Raw genomic sequence first — 16,255 nt, 5'->3', positions numbered from 1 at the left:
GATCTTCCGGCGCCGCGCCAACGGGAAGGAGATGGCGCTGGCGCAGCTTTGCCGCAAATGCCATGACCTCCAGCGTGTGATCCAGCAACCCTCCCGGATGCGAGTGATGATGATATTCGGAGGCCGGAAACTGTTGTACCAGCTCGGCAAAACGTGCAACCGGGCTTTGATACAGTTCCTTAAATAATGCGACGGGTAGCGATGTTCTCTGCCAGATGATTTTCATCAGTTGTCGGCGCAACGGAGTGACGAGCAGCGCTTCTGCTTTCTGCGGATATAACCAGCCGGGCGTGTTTTCCTGATACAAAGAGGCTGTTGCCGGTTCAGGGATTGGCTTTTTGCCGGTGAGCCATTTCAGTTTTGCATGAATGCCGGTTTTCATGATGATAACCTGCCATAACGTTATTTGTTCATCTGGCGGTAAAACTGGTAGCACTCCAGTAAAAATGCCGTGATGGTTTTTCCCTGCTCGGCGGCAAAGGCCTTTATTTCCCGGTGCATCAGGGGATCTATGCGGATCTGAATGGGTTTGGTGCTACCGGTCGGGTGCTCGGTGTTCGTTACCTCCAATGGACGGGGAGTCAGAGGCGTCAACTTGAGTACGGATTTTTTTGCCATATCGGAAGTCCTGAATGCCGAAAGAGCCTGAAATCATGAATGCCGATTTTTCTTCTTTCCTGTTTTCAGGCAGGAAGAGATCAAGGCAGGGGACGGGCCGCGCGACCGCAAATTTCGTGGATCACGTTTTTGGCGCGCTGGTTCAGCGTTTTCCACGGCGTTTCCGTGATGGAAAGCCCTGCATCCAGTGCAATGCTGTAACCCGGTTTAAACGTGAGGAACGTGTGCGCGCAGGCAAACTGCCAGGCGGTGATGGTCTGACAGGCGGAACGGCCTTCGGCCTGGCTGGGCGCTTTGCTGACCACATAGAACAACCGGTTGTGGGGGATACCTCTATGCACCAGTTCATGGCCCAACAGCAGTGAGGGTTCCAGATCATCCAGTGAGGTGCCGGTAGCGATCACGACGAGGTTTGACTGACGGGCGATATCGAGAGAAGAGATATCGACAAACGGACGGGTATCGATGATAAGGCACTGATAACTGTTTGCGACTTTTAGCGCCACATCGTGTCGGCGATAAACGCCGGTTTCCACCGCGGGAGAAATACCGGCGTTATCGCGGCGTTCCGCCCATTTGGCGGACGTTTGTTGCCGGCTGTCCAGGTCTGCGAGATGTACTTTTTTGCCTGAGTGAATGAGTTCAACGGCAGTGGCGCGGGCGAGCGTTGAACGGCTGACGCCGCCTTTCTGACTGATAAAACTGATGATCATAGGATCTCCTGAATTCATGAAATACTGAAAAGCCAAAAGAATGAATGCAGGAGAAACTCTGACGGAAAATTGCTAATTGGTCGGTAATTAATTAAAAACAGATCCAGCATGTTTTATTAAAGACTGAATGCATGAAAACAGGATTTCCTGTTCAGGGAAATAGCCTTTTGCCTCTGGCCCTTTCGGTAAAGCCTGTTACCCTTAAAAACCTTTATCCCTTGCCGTTGGCCCTTTCCCTTTTTAGTTCGTCAAAGATAATAACAAAATCCATTTTTCATGAATGCATAATTAAAAAGCACCCTCCATTGAAGGGTGCTTTCAGATTATATTTCACCATGTTGGGAAAAGGCATAATACGCATCGCCGGGCGTGATAATAATATGGTCCAGAATGTTAATGTCGAAGAGGGAAAGGCACTGCACCATATTACGGGTGAGTGCGCGATCCGCTTGGCTGGGAGAGGGATTTCCCGAAGGATGATTATGCGCCAGAATCAGGCAGCTGGCGTTATGTACAAGCGCCTTGCGGGCAATAATTCGGGGATGAACTTCCACAGACGCCAGACTGCCGCTGAAGACTTTCTCTGCGGCAATTAACCTGTTCTGAGAGTTGAGAAACAGCACCATAAAATATTCCCTGTCATGGTCGCACAGTTGTAAACGCAGATAATCAACCGCCATCTGGTTGTCGGTAAAAACCGGCGTATTCTCAGATGCACCGATAAATTGTTTTTCGATGACTCTGATGGCGCGGGCAATCAGCACCTTATCTGTGGGAGAAAAGGCGGAGTATTGAGTGAGTTCAGACATAGGGGTCTCCGGTATCAGGAATAATGTGGAGGGTATGCACCAGCGCGTAAGGCGTCGCTCGTTTTCAGGTGTATGAGCATTCGGGGGCGTGAACGGCGTTCACCGGGTGCTGCGACAGCAGCGACTTGCCGGGAAATGATGGATTACGGGACTGTGTGGAGCTACGAACAACTGAATACCAGAAAAGTGAGAAATAATTGTGCATTTTTTGTTCGGCGAGGTAAGATTTGATCACACTATGATGGATACGGGTAACGGAATGTGATCATGAAAAACAGCCTCAAAAACTGGCTGCAAAGCGCACCGGATAACGAATGGACTAATGAAGATAAATGCCGGGAAGCCATGCATCAAATGCAACAAATCCATGCTCAATCGCTTGCGCCGGAGTCGCAGGATCAGGCTGTACCGGTCGGTGAATTGATAACAAATTTTCTGACAGTTTTGCCTGAGTCATCTGATGATGAACATTTGAATGGCTACAAGAATACTGGCCCCGAAGGACCAGGTTTTTATTACAATGGTGCCAGATTGTCTGATGATTAATTACCTTTTTATATTACGCATTATTGCTCCAGAACCTGCTCCACCTGCTTTTTGAGCATCATTGGCACCATATCGTATTGCCCCCTCTACAGCTCCTCCAAGCGCAATGCCCGCCCATCCCAGCGCCCCCATCCAGAAAGCCGGCAGTACCAGAAACATGGTACCCATCACAATGTTGACGATGATGTCGTCGCTGCTGTTCTGGAATCCGTAATTCAGCGTATTCAGCGAAACGTTGCTGTGGGTACTGCTGTCGTATAGCGCAATCAGCAGCCAGCTATCGAGCCAGCGGGCGAGCTCCCACCAGAATGTGACGAAGAACAGAGCGAACTGCACCGCCGTCAGTGTGATCACTGTTTTCAGCGCATAGGCGGAGAACAGAATGACCATGGGAAGGCAGATCACCAGCGCCATCTGTAGAATGGCCTGTACCATCGGCAGCGCCTGGCGCAGGCTGTCGAATGCCGGAAACATCGCCAGACTGGACACGGCGGTACCCGTCAGACTGCTTAGTCTCGTCAGTGCTTGTGTTGTCGAGATCATTCCGGCATTGCCGCCATATCCGCCGTAAACGGAGCCACTTTGTGATGCCTGCATGTTTCGCTGACTGACCAGAGAACGCAGCACTGACGCTTCGTAAACGCTTTTCGGTTGCCCCAGCGTGTTGAGCTGCTGCCAGACGGTAGGCTGAACCAGCGCCAGCAGGCGATCTTTCAGGCCGATGCTACCGTCCTGCCACCACTGCTTGCAGGTGGGATAGCCGCCGGTGCCTGCATCAAACAATCCGGCGTCCCGGGTGCCGTCATACGGCCATTGGCTTCGCGGCGAACGTGCGTGATCGGTATCGTAGTAGCCGGGCGTCGTCAGGAAGTGAGAAGAGCCGGGCCAGGCCACGTCATCGCTGATATCCAGCGCCAGACCGGCTTCTTGTCTTTTCAGGCGGGCGCGGGAAGGCGCATAACACTCTTCCACAAAATCCTGGAGCTCCTGCGCCAGCGTCGGATCGCTGATGCGGGTATGCTGTACCTCGAAGCGGATCTGTCGCAGGTCGGGAGAGCAGGGGAGTGTGGAGACCGCGGCGTTAGCAAAGCCTTTGGATACGACATGAATAAAATACCACCATACCGGAACCGCCGCGGTTTTGCCGCCCAGTTCGTTAGTCAGCGAGGCGTAACCCGAATCAGAGGGCTGCACGACGGTGCGGCCACACTGCGAGATACGAGAGGCATCATAGCGGAGAGTGGACAGATCGACATCCAGCAGAGGGACGCAGGCAAACATGATGACCACCAGCGCGGTGTAGACCGTGTGCTCCATCCAGGCTAACGCCAGTCCTCCCTGATTTCCCTCGTCAGCTCCCTGACTGCGGGCTTTTAGCCAGATTTCAATGAGCTTCGCCAGCAGCGGGAAGGCGAACAGGCCGGTCGCGGTGATGACCGACCAGATGCCGTTATTGGCGAGCCAGCCCAGCAGAGTGAGGAAGTATTCCAGATAGGTATTGGCCGTCATGCGTCAACTCCCCGGAGGTATGCCAGATTGCTGTATTCTGCGGCTGCGACCAGCAGAAAAAACAGGAAGGCGGTACGCAGCGACAGGCACGGGTAGGCGGGATAACGTTGTAGAAGCCTTCTGCGCAGCGACAGCCAGGAGCCAGCCAGCCAGACAGAGGTACAATGCCAGACGCCAGCAAAGCAGGCCGAAGCGTGCCTGATACAGCCAATGGCGCCAGTCAGATTCACTGCCGGTTAGCTGTATTCCCAGCCAGGTCGTCAGCGCGGCAACCAGTATCAGCGCCACAACATACAGCAGTATTTTACCGGTTCGGGAGAAGGTCATCAGTGGCTCTCCAGTTCCGGGTTATTCAGTTTGTTGATGCGACTATCCATGTCATCATGCGTATCAATAGTCTGCCCCTGCGTCAGATTGCGATGGGACTGACGTTCCAGAATGACGCTGCTGGCGTTATCCGCCAGCGCTCGGCGCATCTCCATTTCGAGGCGTAACTGGTTCAGTTCCTGATCGAGTTGCAAGGCGGTCTGTCCCAGTTGTGACTGCGCTTCTTTTTCACTGGCGATATTGGGCTCGCGCATCCCGGCCAGCAGGGTGCGGCGGGCCATCAGCGCCTGTTCCATTACCCTGGCGAGCGCCATTTCTCCCGATAATCGCTGTGTCAGCACCAGGGCGTCGGGATCGTCTTTCAATGCCTCTATCACGCCACGTGTGAGCAACAGCTTGCCGCCGCTGGCTTTGGACAGATTCTCGTGCGTGGGCCGAAGCGAACCGTTAACCAGTTCGGCCAGTACCTGCGCGATTTTCTCCTGCTCTTCTTCTATCAGCGGGGAAAGTCCCACGCCCGCCTGTGCGCCGGTTTTATTCTCGCTGTTGCCGGCGGCATCATTATCGGGAGAGACATTAATCGTCTGTTCACCAACAATGCGCGTTGTCCAGGCGGCGGCCTCTTCCGGTTTTTCCCAAACCTGACAAAGCTCGCCTTTGCACCAGGAGCCTGAGACGCTGCTGGTATCCGTTACGTCACGCTGATTCAGGAGGTTGTAGCCCGCTTTGACGGTATCGCCGATAAGTTTGATGGGGCGTTGACCAGCGCCGCCGCGTTTTTGCCCGCCCACCCAGGTTTTTCCTTTTTTAGCCGCTTCCCGACTGGCCTGCTGCTCCGCGCGTACCGCATCGGTTTCACTGGCGGAGACGGTCTGGTAATTTTCGGCTTTTGCACTTTGCGTCCATGTCGAGCCGGAAGCAAAGTCGGTCATTTTCTCCGCTATCCTGCGGCAACTGAGCATGGATTTATCAAAGTCTAGCCGCCCCTGTAGGATGCCGTTGGTGAGCAAATCATAAAGCTGAGGGTTCGCTCGCTGGATGATCATCGCGGGCAGACTGGCCACGGCCCCTGTGGCATTCTGGATAACCTGCCCCATCAGATCCTGAAACCCGCTTGTGACGCCGTTAAGCTGGTTTTTGACCGTAGTGCTGATATCAAAATTGCCGCACATCAGATCGGCGTTCCAGCCCAGTTGCATATTCAGTAGCTGCGTGTTGCGGCGCGTCAGGGCGGGAGTGATCACCGACCCGCCGCCGATCTGGTAATAAAGGCTGTCCGCAATAGCGCCACGTTGTTCCAGACTGTAGCTGTCGTCAGCTGCCAGCACGATGTCACCGAGGAAGCAGGACAATAGGGGGATCAGGGCGAACTTCAGTTTCATTGGATTCTCCTCCGGTACTGCCGAGAAATATCTGACCGCGACGTTTGCAGCAGGAATAAGGACGCCAGAGCGCCCAGGCGTAGTTGCCATCAATGGCAAGCCGGTCGGCGTAGGTGTCGTTGATGCTGCGGTCGGGAAAGGTGATGCACTGGTTGCTTGTTTGGGGAACGAGCATCTGCCAGCCGTGATTGTTGGAGCGGTTTTCCTGCACCGGGGACGGCGGCCAGTAACCGGGACGGGATGAGGCGGTCAGCGGCAGATAGACGTGTAACTGGCCGGTACGGGTGACGATGTCCGCTGCGCGTTGCGCCATGACCGCCGCGGCTTTGTGATCGTGGGGTTGTCCCAGTGCGCCGGTGCGGGGGTAGACGTTGCCCCATAAATCGCCGGTCTGTCCCACTTCACGCAGACCGGGAGTTAACGCTTCGGGATAAAGCATCTCCGGCACGCCGCCGCGCCAGGCCAGTGTATCGAGGGTGCTGATAAAGTAGGGCTGGAAAGGGACGACATTGCTGCTGCAACTGTAACCGAATGCGCTCAGAAAACGATTGAAGACCTCGCCGCCGGGGTGGCCGATGGCGTCGGCGTTTTTGAAACGAATTTTGGTTTTGATGTTTTCCGGACGCGGGTTGGTGTCGCCGCCGCCTTCGGCGCCAGTGACCGCAGTCCCCATAAAGGCCATCTCCCGCCACGGGTTATCGCCGGGTGTGGTGTAAGCCGACACCACCAGCTCGGGCAGATGGTGTTTAACCTTTATGGACACTTTTACGCTACAGCCCCAGGGCGTGCATAACAGCCAGTAGCAAAGCCCCACTACCCGATATCGCAGGCAGTCCGGCGACAGTGAGGAAGCGATAATCTGCGGCGTGGTGATGGCAGCGGCGGGCAGCGTGACGGCTAATAAGGCGCATGAGAGCGAACGGCGCAGTTTCATGGCTGCCGCTCCCGCCAGGCTTCCAGCTTTTGCCGCGCAATCCCAATATCCGTGGTGCCGTAGACAACGTATTTATCTTCAAACACCACTGCCGGAATTTTGGCGATGCCCAGAGACCATGCATCCATCAGTGCCTGATAAGCGCGAGTTAACCGTGCTTCCTGTTCCTGCCAGTCTGGCTGTTGCATACGCAGTAGTACCTGCCGTTCAGCCTGTTCCGGGCTGGCAGGTAGATTGGGGAACAGCGTCTGCTCCCGCTTTTGTACATCCTCCAGCATTTGCACCACCGTGCCGGGTTCTGGGCTCATTACCGGCCACTTTTCAGTGGCGTAGATAACAATCTGCGCGGCGGCGGATTGCGTAGCGAGCGCGGTCAACAGCGCTAAAAAACAACGGATTTGCATTGCGTTCCCCCTAATGAATGAACCAGACAGGGGGATTTAATCGGGAAGCGGATGGTGGGGCAGTAAACAACTGAATAAGAGCGTGAGGAGAAAATTTTCACCAGTCGGCGGATGAAGAAAAAATGGCCGTGATCAACGTCTTTGCGTAAATGAAACAGAGATTGAAACCTTATACATGGCAATAGGTCGCGCATAAGGGGCGGTTGGCAGTAGACAGCAGGTTGTTTTTTCACTGCTGAAGTTTTTTGCGCTCAGCTCTTGATTTTTCATGGTAAAGACCATAAATAAATTAAGGTTTATATGCTCGCAATCCACTTGTAAGAGGAGTCAATATGGCTATTTATGTAGCTCCAGGCCACGTTGTGGGCCGTGATGGCGGCTCATTTCAGGAGGTCACAATGAACACTGCGAATCATACAGTTCAAGCTCGATACGGGCGATACTGCACAATTCGCGATAACGAACAAGCACCGGCTACCAGCAAACCAGGGCGTCACTGGTTGCAGATTTACCGGACACCCGATAATACTGAATGATTGTTTCATTAAGCATTTTCGTAAGTTGAGCAGGATAGTGCTTGCTAAAAAGTGGGCACTATTTTTTTGGTGAACCACCTCAGATTGCTACCCTTATGGGCCGTCGCTGACGTGTCAAAAAGCCCCGCCACCAACAGATGACAGGGCTTTAGTCTAATTTTCGTGAATTCAGTCCGTGGTTCGGCGGGCTGGCGCTTCCGCGCGTTGCTGTAAATCCGTAAGGGCGGGGATAAGCAAACTTACCGATATCAGGCTATGACCTAATTGACACAGACTTGCTGGCGTGAATTCGTGTACTTGGTTATCGGCAAAGGTCACGAGCGTGTCGCCAATAAAATTCAGGCAGTGGCAGAGTCCGGCGCGGGTGCCTTCGCAATAATCCGCCGCCAGCATCCGTGCGTCATCGTCCATAGCGGAAAAATCCAGATCGGCCAGTGCGCCGCGCATGGCGGAATAAAGGCAATCGGTATTCGGCAGTGAGTCATGGTACGTGTTCGTGTTACTATCAGCGTTAGCCATAGCATTAGTCCTCTTAATGTTGTGGTTAGACGCTCCGGCGGTGTGTCCGCACTTCCGGGGCGTTGTCCAGAGTGGTGCCATCATGATAAGGTGTACACCTATAAGGCAGATTATGCTATAGGTGTACACATGTCAATAAGAGACAGCCAGTCTCGGGGAGCAGGAAAGTCCCCGCCGTTTCATATGCGAATTAACCCGGAGTTAAAGGCGCAGTTTGAGGCAGCCGCCGCTGCCGCAGGTATGAGTCTGAGCAATTGGTTAAAGACGCTGGGCAGGGAAGAATTGAAGCGTCTTGGCATTGATCCTCAGGGGTAGACGGTTTTCACGACCCAATAGAAGGCATTATTGCAAAGGGCAACGGCGTCGGGTACGCCGTTGCAGACTTAATGCCGGTGATGTCGCCGGGTTTGGTTGATTATGCCGTCGTCAGCCCCCGCTTTCTGTCCAGTTCCCGTGCCACCAGAATGGCGGCATCCAACTCGCTGATCCCCTGTTCCCGCATCAGTTGCGCCCGTTGTGCTTTTTCGTGTTTTTCCGTCATCCCCAATGCCAGAAACAGGCTGGGCGGGACTACGCGAAACAGCGCTTCCACTTTGCTGGCCAACACTACGCCTTCGGTGTATTTGCCTGGGGCTTTCTGCGCGGACAATAGCAGCAGGCGCTGTTCTTCGGTCAGGGTTTTGAAGCGCTCCAGTTGTTCCACTTCTTCGGGCGGCATGACCAGCAACTCCCACCACTCGATCATGTTCAGCAGCTTTTTCGCGTCATCCGGAAAGTCGGCCAGGTTTTGCGTCGCCAGCCACAGCCAGATACCGAGTTTACGCCACATTTTTGAGCCTTTGGTCAGAAAGCGCGCCAGCAGCGGGTTGACGGTGATGATATGGCTTTCATCGGTAATATTGACGATGGCACGGGACAGGTGCTGATCGCGTTCGCCGATATTGTTGATGTGATTAATCAATGAAATATAGGCGATGGCAAGCTGGGCCTCGTAGCCTTCGCGGGCGAACGTGGCCAGATCGACCAGTGTGATGTCGGCATCGGGCCAGGGCTGTCCTTCCCGGTTAAACAATTCACCCTCGAAGCCGGAGCAGAACATGTTCATGGATTCCGCCATTTCATAGGCCCGGTTGCGGCGGGGTTCCGGCAGCGTGCCGTCGCGGGAGAGGTCGAACAGCGCGTCGCGCACGTCCTGCGTCAGCGTCTGACGCCCGGCCCGGTGGCACGTCGTGGCGGCATTGATGATCGCCTGGCGGATCATGGCGCGGTCAGGGCGGGTGAGACGCGCGTCTTCCCGCGCTTCGCCACCGGTAATCATCAGTCTGGCGGTAATCTCCATCTCGCCCAGGATATCGCGCTGGTCGTCATCGTCCTGTTTTTCCTCCTCGTCGCTATCCGGCAGGTCGGCGCTGATATCCTGCTCCACCAACCGCCATGCGTCGGCGAAGACCGGCAGGGTGATCCCGCTGCCGGGCCTGAGGCTGATTTTGTTGACCGTCAGTCCGTGCCGTTTCGCATAGTCAGCGATCAATCCAAAACTGTTTCCCGCCTCGACGATAAACAGGCGGGGACGGTGCAGCGCCATTAACTGGGCGATTTTGCCATTCAGCGTGGCCGATTTCCCGGCCCCGGTCGGCCCCAGCAGCAACAGATGGGCGTTTTTGGCCCGATCGGCCGGGTTCAGGGGATCAAAGTCGAGCGGCGCGCCGCCCCGGTTGAAATAGCTGATGCCGGGATGCCCGGTGCCGGTTTCGCGCCCGAAGACCGGTAGCAGATTGGCGATATGCTGCACGAAATTAAACCGGGTATGCAGATGGCGCTTATCGCGGTCCGGATCGAAACACATCGGCAACCAGCGCAGGTAGCTGCTTAACGGCGCCACTTCATCACCGTCCTGTACCGGCACCAGTCCGGCGTTGAGCAATACGCTGTTCAGTTCCCGGCTTTGCCGGTTCAGCGCCGCAACGTCCGGGGCCGACAAATAGAATGCCAGCGTACTGCGATACATTTTATGGCCTGCCTTCAGCCATTGTCTGACGTCCCGGCAGTCTTTCTTGGTGTATTCCGAATCGATATTTTCGCCGATGGCGCGGTCCGCCAGCCGGTTCAGGTGCGCTTCCAGCCGGTCCTGCGGATACACCACCATCGTCAGCGCCATGATGGCGGATTCGGGCAACAGGTCGAACAGGGCGTTGATGCCGTCGCCCTTGCGGCTTTCCCCGGTCAGATGGCCGATACGCGGTGGTTTGCGCAGACGATCGACCGTCACAATCTTGTGAGGCAGTCGGTCAAAGTACCAAATCCCTTGCCGCGCGTCGGAAACGGGTTCGCTGAACAGCAGGGATTCGGCAAAGTCTGTCATGACCGGCGGTGTCGCCTCGTCGGGGGGATCTTGTTCCGGGGCCATGCCGTAGAATGCCTGCCGGTTGTCGCACGGCGGGGCCGGATTAAACCAGCGCGTCAGCCAGCGCTGAACGTCGGCGCCGGTCTGACGTTGTGTGCAAAGCCCGGCGCCCGCCAGCGCGGATACCAGCCTGTCGCCAGCATTGTTCAGCGCCAGCTCGGGCGACAGGTCGCCGGGAGGCGTTTTAGCCGGCGAATAGCGGTAAATCACCAGCCGGGTGCGGCGAATCTGCCCCCGCCACGGTGTGCGCGTCACCACATCATCAAAAAACAGACCGCCGGTGCGAGTGATGCCGTTCAGGTGCTTTTCCATTTCGCTCAGCCAGGCTTCGCTGAATGCCGACCCTTGCGCTGCCGGCGTCACATAGTCGCGTAGCTGTTGCAGATAGCCGCTGAAATCGTCTTCGTTCTGACAGAAAAACTGCACTACCCACGGACAGCTATCCAGCTCCTCAAAGGTGTCCTGAAGCGCGTCTTTGACGATATCCCGGATCTCGGATAAATGCTGCTGCGAGCGGCCTTCGGTGCCGACCGGGGTGATATCGTAAACAGCGCCCACCGAGCGGCCGTCATCAAGCAGCAACGTCTGGTTGCCGTGCTGGTATTCCACCCACGGCAGAAAATCGACAAAGGAGGGGCCTTTCTGATATGCGGCGTTCGCCGCCTGTTGCGTGAGTTTCCCGGTACGGGGTTGGGCGGTCTGTATCATTACAGCGCCTCCGCACGTTCGCCGGGCATGGCGTACTGCACCCGCGTGTAGAAGGGGAACACGGTGGAATAGCCCGGCACCGGCGTGGGTTCGCCGTCCGTCAGGTGCGGGTAGACGTACATCAACATATCGGGGTTGGGCAGGCGTCGGAACTGCGCCCGGATTTCGTTTCCGGCGGTGCGGGTATAGGACTGCTGCTCTTGCGTCAGGGACTGTTCCAGCGGGCGGTGCAGCAGACTGCGCTGGTCATACAGTGCGCGGTTGTCGCCGGTTTGGCGTCCCCACAGACTGAGCATGGTGGTGTTTTCATCCACCGGCAGCAGGGTTTCCTGTGAGGTGCTGCATCCTGTAGCTGCCAGCGTCAGCAGCAGGAGAGAAAGAAAGTGGCGTTTCATCAGTCCAGTCCTCCTTTATTGCCGGTACCCGGCGTGTATTTCACTTTGCGGCCCTGCTTTTCGTAATCAATGGCGAGTTGTTGCGTGATATGTAAGGCGACCGGGTGGCCGGGTTGGACGTAAACGGCATCGAACATCTGACCGTAGCGCTGTTTGAACCAGTCGGCGGATTCTTTCAGGCCGCCGCCCAGCGCCTGCCCCAGGACATACTGGCCGCTGTTGCCGGTGATGGCGGAGGTGATCGAACCGTCTTCCACGGTGGAGGTGGTCTGTCCGTTGGCGAACGCGCTGGCGGCGGCGGACGATCCCGACAGTAAAAATTGCGACGACAGATACGCTGCAGCGTTGGATTTACGCTCGCCGGGAATACAGGGCAGGCCGTGTGGATCGGACAGCCAGCCGATCCCGCTGCCGCTGTTCTGTGAGCTGTTGCCATCACGGCCTGATTGACCGGCGGCCTGCGGAACGGTACGCACGGTGCCGTCGCGAAAGACGAAGGTGATGCTGTGAAGCGTGCCGCGCACACAGGAGAGCGTCCAGTCGCCGGATGCTGTACCGGAAACGATAGCGCCTTCGATGTCGGGCAGTTCGATGCCGTTGGCGGTCAGGTTATCGCGGCCGATCAATATCTTGAAGGGGTATGGGTCGCTGACCGTGCCGTTAATCGGGATCCGCCCCAGCAGCGCGGTCATGGCGACCGAACCCGTCAGGGTGCTGTTTTCCGGCAGCGTGTAAACCGGCACAACCTCTTTAGCCGCGCGGTTGCCTGGCGTTTCCCCGGCCAGTACCTCCCTCTGCTGACCGTTCGCGCTATCTCCGGCTAAGCCGAACGGCGTCGGGAACTGCACGCCGGAAACGGCGGGTTGACCGCGTTTGTCCACGGGCATGGCATCGGCAGGCTCTATCCAGCGCAGGGCGCCAGCGGGGACCCCCTGATTTTCCAGCCCCAGTCCGAGAGGAATATCGTCCGCGGCGGCGGGCTTCTGCGTCAGCTGGCTGAGTTTCTCCTGAACGCTGTCCAGCAGGGTACTCTGCTGCTTTTGTAGCGCTGAACTGAACGTCTCGCGCTCCCGGCTGATGGCGTTATTGATGCGGCTTTCCACATTCTGGTCGCGTTCACGTAGCCGCCGGTTCTCCTGAACCAGCGCGGCGCTGTTCTCACGCATTTCCGCCATTTCCTGACGGTACTGTTTCATCTGGCCGACGAGCGTGGCGACGGTATCCCGGGGCGTATCGCCGTCGATGCCCAGCGCGGTGAGCTCGTCGCCGCTTAAATCGGCCACGGCATGTTCGTCCTGTTTGTTTTTCTCACTGTCGGCGGGCTGGCAGGATTTCAGTCCGATAAATCCTGCGCCCAGCAGCAGGCAGGGGAGCAGCAGTTTCAACAGGTTGTTGGCCTGTAATTTCATCGTGTCGCCCCCTTGTTCCCTTTTTCGACAGCGGGCGGCTCCGGCAGTATGGCGCGATCCGCGCCGCCGTCTGTGACCAGATACGCCACGGTGGTGTCTTGCGGCGTACCCTGTGCGCCGATCCAGTCGTGCTGAAAGGTGGCGGCGACAAAGGCGCCCTGTAACGCGCGTGGATCGAGGTGAATACGGCCCGGACTGCGGTTTTGCAGCCTGATGGCCGTGACCGAGTAGCCGTCGAGTTGCCAGGCCGCCAGGGGCGTGGCGGTTACCGGCTCAGTCGGCAGCAACGTGGTGACGGTAGCGGGCAGACGCGCGGGAGCATGGCGAATTCCTACTACCGGCTCGACGGTGCGCAACGGCGCATAGAGCATTTGCGCCGCATAGCGGGTGAGCGCGACCGGGATGGGGAAAGGCGTTTCCGCGACGCTATCGGCCGGGGCCTCGGTATCCGGCCTGTCGGGGATATCGTTACGGTAAACCGCTTCGTCGTAGCGCAGTTCCAGCGGCTCCAGCGCATCGCCGTCAGCGGCGCGGACATCCAGTAAAATCAGCTCGCCGCTCTCCACGTCATGGAGCTGAAGACGGGTATCGGTAAACGGTTTGCTGGCCCGCAGGTAGACCGTTCCGCCGCTGCTCTGGATCCGTAGTTTGTCGCCGAGCTCGGCGGGGTAGCCGACGCGGACGTTTTTGTTGATAAGCAACACGCGTTCATGGCCGACATGCAGTTCAACCGGAATAGGGATGCGTTGCCATTGCACCAGTTCTGTTGCCGTAGCGAAGAAAGAGCAGAACAAAAGCAGGAGAGGCAGGATGACCTTTTTCATTTTTCCTCCGTTGCGCTCGTCGCTTCCAGTTTTTGCGGGGGGTGGGCAAAACAGTCGAGTGCGAGTCCCCAGGGATTTTTTTCAGCGTCCACGTCATAGCGCACGATGCTTAACGGGTAACGCGCCAGCGCACGCTTGACGGGCTCTGCGCGATAATATTCATCCACGGTGAGATCGAGGGTGACCGTCCAGCGATCGCGATCCAGCACCTCCACGCGTTTGTGGTGAAAACCGCGTCCGGGGATTTCATAGACGCCGCGCACCCGGTCGCGCAGTTCTCCGGCGTCCCGGCGCTGACGGTAGTCCTGCTCCAGTTGTGCCCGGCAGGCTGGCGTCAGATAGGCGCTCAGTGCGGAAAGATTGCGCGGATAATCCCGATCGCCATCAACGGGCCAGCGGTTAATTTGCTGAAAGATATAAAATGCGAAGGCGTAGACATTGCCCGGCGGCACTTCCCACCACGGACGGGTGCTGCCGGCGCGCAGATCGGGCGGATTATGAATGGTCAGGTGGCGCGGCGCGCTTTGCCAGCCGTACCAGAGCGCGGCGATAACCACCAGCAGCAGACCCAGCGCCAGACGCAGGGTGATGATATGCGCATCGCGGGCGGCCAGCGCGTGTTTGAACTGGCTCATGATTTCACGCTCCTGCGGGTAGACCAGACCGCGTTGCTTTGCACCAGACGGGGATCGCCGAAACCCTGACGGGCCAGCCAGGCGTCCGCCGAGCGGTACAGCCAGGTATCCGGTCGCCCCCGTTTCAGGCGCGCCAGATAGCGTCCGCCGACCAGAATGGCGAGCGCGGCGCCTGCCAGTCCGCCGGTGGGGATCAGCGCCCAGACGCCGAGTAACAGCGCGGGCGGTATTCCGCCGGTTAGTCCCAGCAGGAAGCCGGCAGCCAGCGAGATAAAAAGCTCGGAAGCCGTCATCCCGCGAAACACGACCGGTTCGCGATTGAGGCGATCCGGCAGAAAATCGATCGTCAATGTCATCACAGCACCTCGCTGGCCTGCGTCAGCAGCCAGATGGTCACGACCAGCAGGATGGCGCCGACGCCCGCCATGGCGCCCAGATCCTTCCACTGTTTTTTACCGTTTTGGATCTCCGAATAGGTGGCGATGCAACTGTTGGCGACGACCAGAAAACCCACGGCGCAGACGCCCAGCGACAGCAGGATCACGATGTCGTAGCCGTAATTTTTTAGCGTATCCATGATGCCGCTGCCCTTGCCGCGAGAGGGATCTTCCATCGTGGGTAAATCGGCATAGGTGGAAAATGAACAGGCGGACAGCAAGACGGCGAAATAAAAACGACGGATCAGGTATTTTGTAGACATGGCACTCTCCGGATGAACGGCATTAAAGAAGACGGGGTATTAGCTGAGAACCAGCCAGAAGCAGACCAGAAGCAATAGCGTGGTGCGGGCGGCGATCCCGCCGAACTGGCGTAGCGTCAGCGCGTTGCCGGAATAAGCCTGCCAAGAACGCAGCAGCACCCAGGCGGCCCACACGAACAGCGCGGCGCACAGTAATCCCAGCACCATCACGTTGACCTCGGCGGGCTGTGCGGAACTTCCCGCCTGAAACGCGGTGATTTGTTCAGGCGTCATTGCGCGGCATCCTCAAGCCGGTAGCGGCCTGAAAGCGGGATGATGTGGCGAGGCTGCGACCGGGCCGGCGTCAGATAGTGCTCGATGCCGGTACGGATAGTTCCGATATCCGCATAGACCTGCGTGTAATCGAAAAAGAAGCGTTCAGCGGGGGTCTGGGCGGCTTGCGCCTGCGCACGTTGCAGAGTGGATTCGATATGATTGAGTTGCGTTAGCATCAGGGCAAGACTGGCCTGCTCCGTCGTCGGCGCGGCATAAACCGGACCGGCCAGCAGCATGGCGGATAAACACAGTCGTGAAAGAAAAGTCATTCTGGCCTCCAGAGACAATTGACGGGAGGCTTGCAGCGTGCCAGAGCGGTTAAACGGTTTCCGCAATCAACCGTTTATCGGGAAAAAAGAAAACTCCGTCTTATTGGGGAAGGCATTAGGAGCATCAGACGCTATTGTGCTGAACAGGTAGTTCCGAATCCTGTCTCTCCTGTAAGATAGCGCTGATTGATAACCATCAGGATGACGATAAATGAGTGAAACTCTTAAGGTATTAAATAACATACGCTCCCTGCGCGCTTTGGCACGCGAAACCGATTTGGCAACGCTGGAAGAGATGC

At 57.0% G+C, this 16,255-nt stretch carries 21 protein-coding genes; 3 read left to right on the top strand and 18 right to left on the bottom strand.

What is annotated here, in order from left to right; all coding sequences use genetic code 11:
* The 4 genes from FJU30_RS26180 to FJU30_RS26165 all read right to left on the bottom strand — a co-directional run.
* The coding region (locus FJU30_RS26180) for a TraI domain-containing protein (RefSeq protein ID WP_191091697.1) at positions 1-382 on the bottom strand (382 nt) is incomplete at its 3' end.
* A 20-nt stretch (positions 383-402) separates the two neighbouring features.
* A complete protein-coding gene (locus FJU30_RS26175; RefSeq protein WP_150437870.1) occupies positions 403-618 on the bottom strand; it encodes a hypothetical protein in 216 nt (71 codons plus the stop codon).
* Positions 619-698: 80 nt separating this feature from the next.
* A complete protein-coding gene (locus tag FJU30_RS26170) occupies positions 699-1,331 on the bottom strand; it encodes a ParA family protein (RefSeq protein WP_150437869.1) in 633 nt (210 codons plus the stop codon).
* Between the two features lie 323 nt (positions 1,332-1,654).
* Entirely contained in the window at positions 1,655-2,140 is a 486-nt protein-coding gene (locus FJU30_RS26165) for a JAB domain-containing protein (protein ID WP_150437868.1), read from the bottom strand.
* A 267-nt stretch (positions 2,141-2,407) separates the two neighbouring features.
* Between FJU30_RS26165 and FJU30_RS26160 the strand changes: the two genes are divergently transcribed.
* Positions 2,408-2,686 (top strand): hypothetical protein, encoded by a 279-nt coding sequence (locus FJU30_RS26160; RefSeq protein ID WP_150437867.1) that lies wholly within the window; start codon positions 2,408-2,410, stop codon positions 2,684-2,686.
* On the opposite strand, the gene FJU30_RS26155 is transcribed toward FJU30_RS26160, so the two are convergent.
* The 5 genes from FJU30_RS26155 to FJU30_RS26130 all read right to left on the bottom strand — a co-directional run bounded on the left by FJU30_RS26155 (position 2,687) and on the right by FJU30_RS26130 (position 8,297).
* Positions 2,687-4,195, bottom strand: coding sequence for a conjugal transfer protein TraG N-terminal domain-containing protein (locus tag FJU30_RS26155; protein WP_150437866.1), 1,509 nt, complete (start codon positions 4,193-4,195; stop codon positions 2,687-2,689). It abuts the gene before it with no gap.
* A 326-nt stretch (positions 4,196-4,521) separates the two neighbouring features.
* Complete coding sequence (locus tag FJU30_RS26150) at positions 4,522-5,904, bottom strand: integrating conjugative element protein (protein WP_150437865.1); 1,383 nt, start codon at positions 5,902-5,904, stop codon at positions 4,522-4,524.
* Positions 5,855-6,838, bottom strand: coding sequence for a TIGR03756 family integrating conjugative element protein (locus FJU30_RS26145; RefSeq protein ID WP_150437864.1), 984 nt, complete (start codon positions 6,836-6,838; stop codon positions 5,855-5,857). Before FJU30_RS26145 ends, FJU30_RS26150 begins: the two co-directional genes overlap by 50 nt.
* Complete coding sequence (locus FJU30_RS26140) at positions 6,835-7,242, bottom strand: TIGR03757 family integrating conjugative element protein (protein WP_150437863.1); 408 nt, start codon at positions 7,240-7,242, stop codon at positions 6,835-6,837. Before FJU30_RS26140 ends, FJU30_RS26145 begins: the two co-directional genes overlap by 4 nt.
* Before the next feature lie 704 nt (positions 7,243-7,946).
* A complete protein-coding gene (locus tag FJU30_RS26130; RefSeq protein WP_150437861.1) occupies positions 7,947-8,297 on the bottom strand; it encodes a hypothetical protein in 351 nt (116 codons plus the stop codon).
* 129 nt (positions 8,298-8,426) lie between these two features.
* On the opposite strand from FJU30_RS26130, the gene FJU30_RS27390 reads away from it, so the two are divergent.
* Entirely contained in the window at positions 8,427-8,612 is a 186-nt protein-coding gene (locus FJU30_RS27390) for a toxin-antitoxin system HicB family antitoxin (RefSeq protein WP_150437860.1), read from the top strand.
* Positions 8,613-8,712: 100 nt separating this feature from the next.
* Here the strand turns inward: FJU30_RS27390 and FJU30_RS26120 are convergent, their stop codons facing one another.
* The 9 genes from FJU30_RS26120 to FJU30_RS26080 are packed head-to-tail and all read right to left on the bottom strand — an operon-like array spanning position 8,713 to position 15,956.
* The gene (locus FJU30_RS26120; protein ID WP_150437859.1) at positions 8,713-11,409 is read right to left on the bottom strand and encodes a conjugative transfer ATPase; all 2,697 of its coding nucleotides are present in this window, start codon (positions 11,407-11,409) and stop codon (positions 8,713-8,715) included.
* Positions 11,409-11,804: a TIGR03751 family conjugal transfer lipoprotein gene (locus FJU30_RS26115; protein WP_150437858.1), complete on the bottom strand. Its 396-nt coding sequence runs from the start codon at positions 11,802-11,804 to the stop codon at positions 11,409-11,411. The genes FJU30_RS26120 and FJU30_RS26115 overlap by 1 nt, the downstream gene beginning before the upstream one ends.
* Positions 11,804-13,213: a TIGR03752 family integrating conjugative element protein gene (locus FJU30_RS26110; protein ID WP_150437857.1), complete on the bottom strand. Its 1,410-nt coding sequence runs from the start codon at positions 13,211-13,213 to the stop codon at positions 11,804-11,806. Before FJU30_RS26110 ends, FJU30_RS26115 begins: the two co-directional genes overlap by 1 nt.
* Positions 13,210-14,037 (bottom strand): TIGR03749 family integrating conjugative element protein, encoded by an 828-nt coding sequence (locus FJU30_RS26105; protein ID WP_150437856.1) that lies wholly within the window; start codon positions 14,035-14,037, stop codon positions 13,210-13,212. Before FJU30_RS26105 ends, FJU30_RS26110 begins: the two co-directional genes overlap by 4 nt.
* Positions 14,034-14,672 (bottom strand): PFL_4703 family integrating conjugative element protein, encoded by a 639-nt coding sequence (locus tag FJU30_RS26100; RefSeq protein WP_150437855.1) that lies wholly within the window; start codon positions 14,670-14,672, stop codon positions 14,034-14,036. The genes FJU30_RS26105 and FJU30_RS26100 overlap by 4 nt, the downstream gene beginning before the upstream one ends.
* Complete coding sequence (locus FJU30_RS26095) at positions 14,669-15,028, bottom strand: TIGR03750 family conjugal transfer protein (protein ID WP_150437854.1); 360 nt, start codon at positions 15,026-15,028, stop codon at positions 14,669-14,671. The genes FJU30_RS26100 and FJU30_RS26095 overlap by 4 nt, the downstream gene beginning before the upstream one ends.
* The gene (locus FJU30_RS26090; protein WP_150437853.1) at positions 15,028-15,372 is read right to left on the bottom strand and encodes a TIGR03745 family integrating conjugative element membrane protein; all 345 of its coding nucleotides are present in this window, start codon (positions 15,370-15,372) and stop codon (positions 15,028-15,030) included. Before FJU30_RS26090 ends, FJU30_RS26095 begins: the two co-directional genes overlap by 1 nt.
* Positions 15,373-15,411: 39 nt before the next feature.
* Positions 15,412-15,645, bottom strand: a complete 234-nt coding sequence (locus FJU30_RS26085) for a TIGR03758 family integrating conjugative element protein (RefSeq protein ID WP_150437852.1) — start codon at positions 15,643-15,645, stop codon at positions 15,412-15,414.
* Complete coding sequence (locus FJU30_RS26080; RefSeq protein ID WP_150437851.1) at positions 15,642-15,956, bottom strand: integrative conjugative element protein, RAQPRD family; 315 nt, start codon at positions 15,954-15,956, stop codon at positions 15,642-15,644. The genes FJU30_RS26085 and FJU30_RS26080 overlap by 4 nt, the downstream gene beginning before the upstream one ends.
* A 211-nt stretch (positions 15,957-16,167) precedes the next feature.
* Here FJU30_RS26080 and FJU30_RS26075 point away from each other — a divergent pair.
* Positions 16,168-16,255 (top strand): H-NS family histone-like protein (locus tag FJU30_RS26075; RefSeq protein WP_449500877.1); only part of this gene is annotated, 88 nt, incomplete at its 3' end.

The organism is Affinibrenneria salicis (assembly GCF_008710095.1).
Note: the sequence above shows the minus strand (reverse complement) of the source record. Positions and strands in the feature narration are given on the sequence as shown.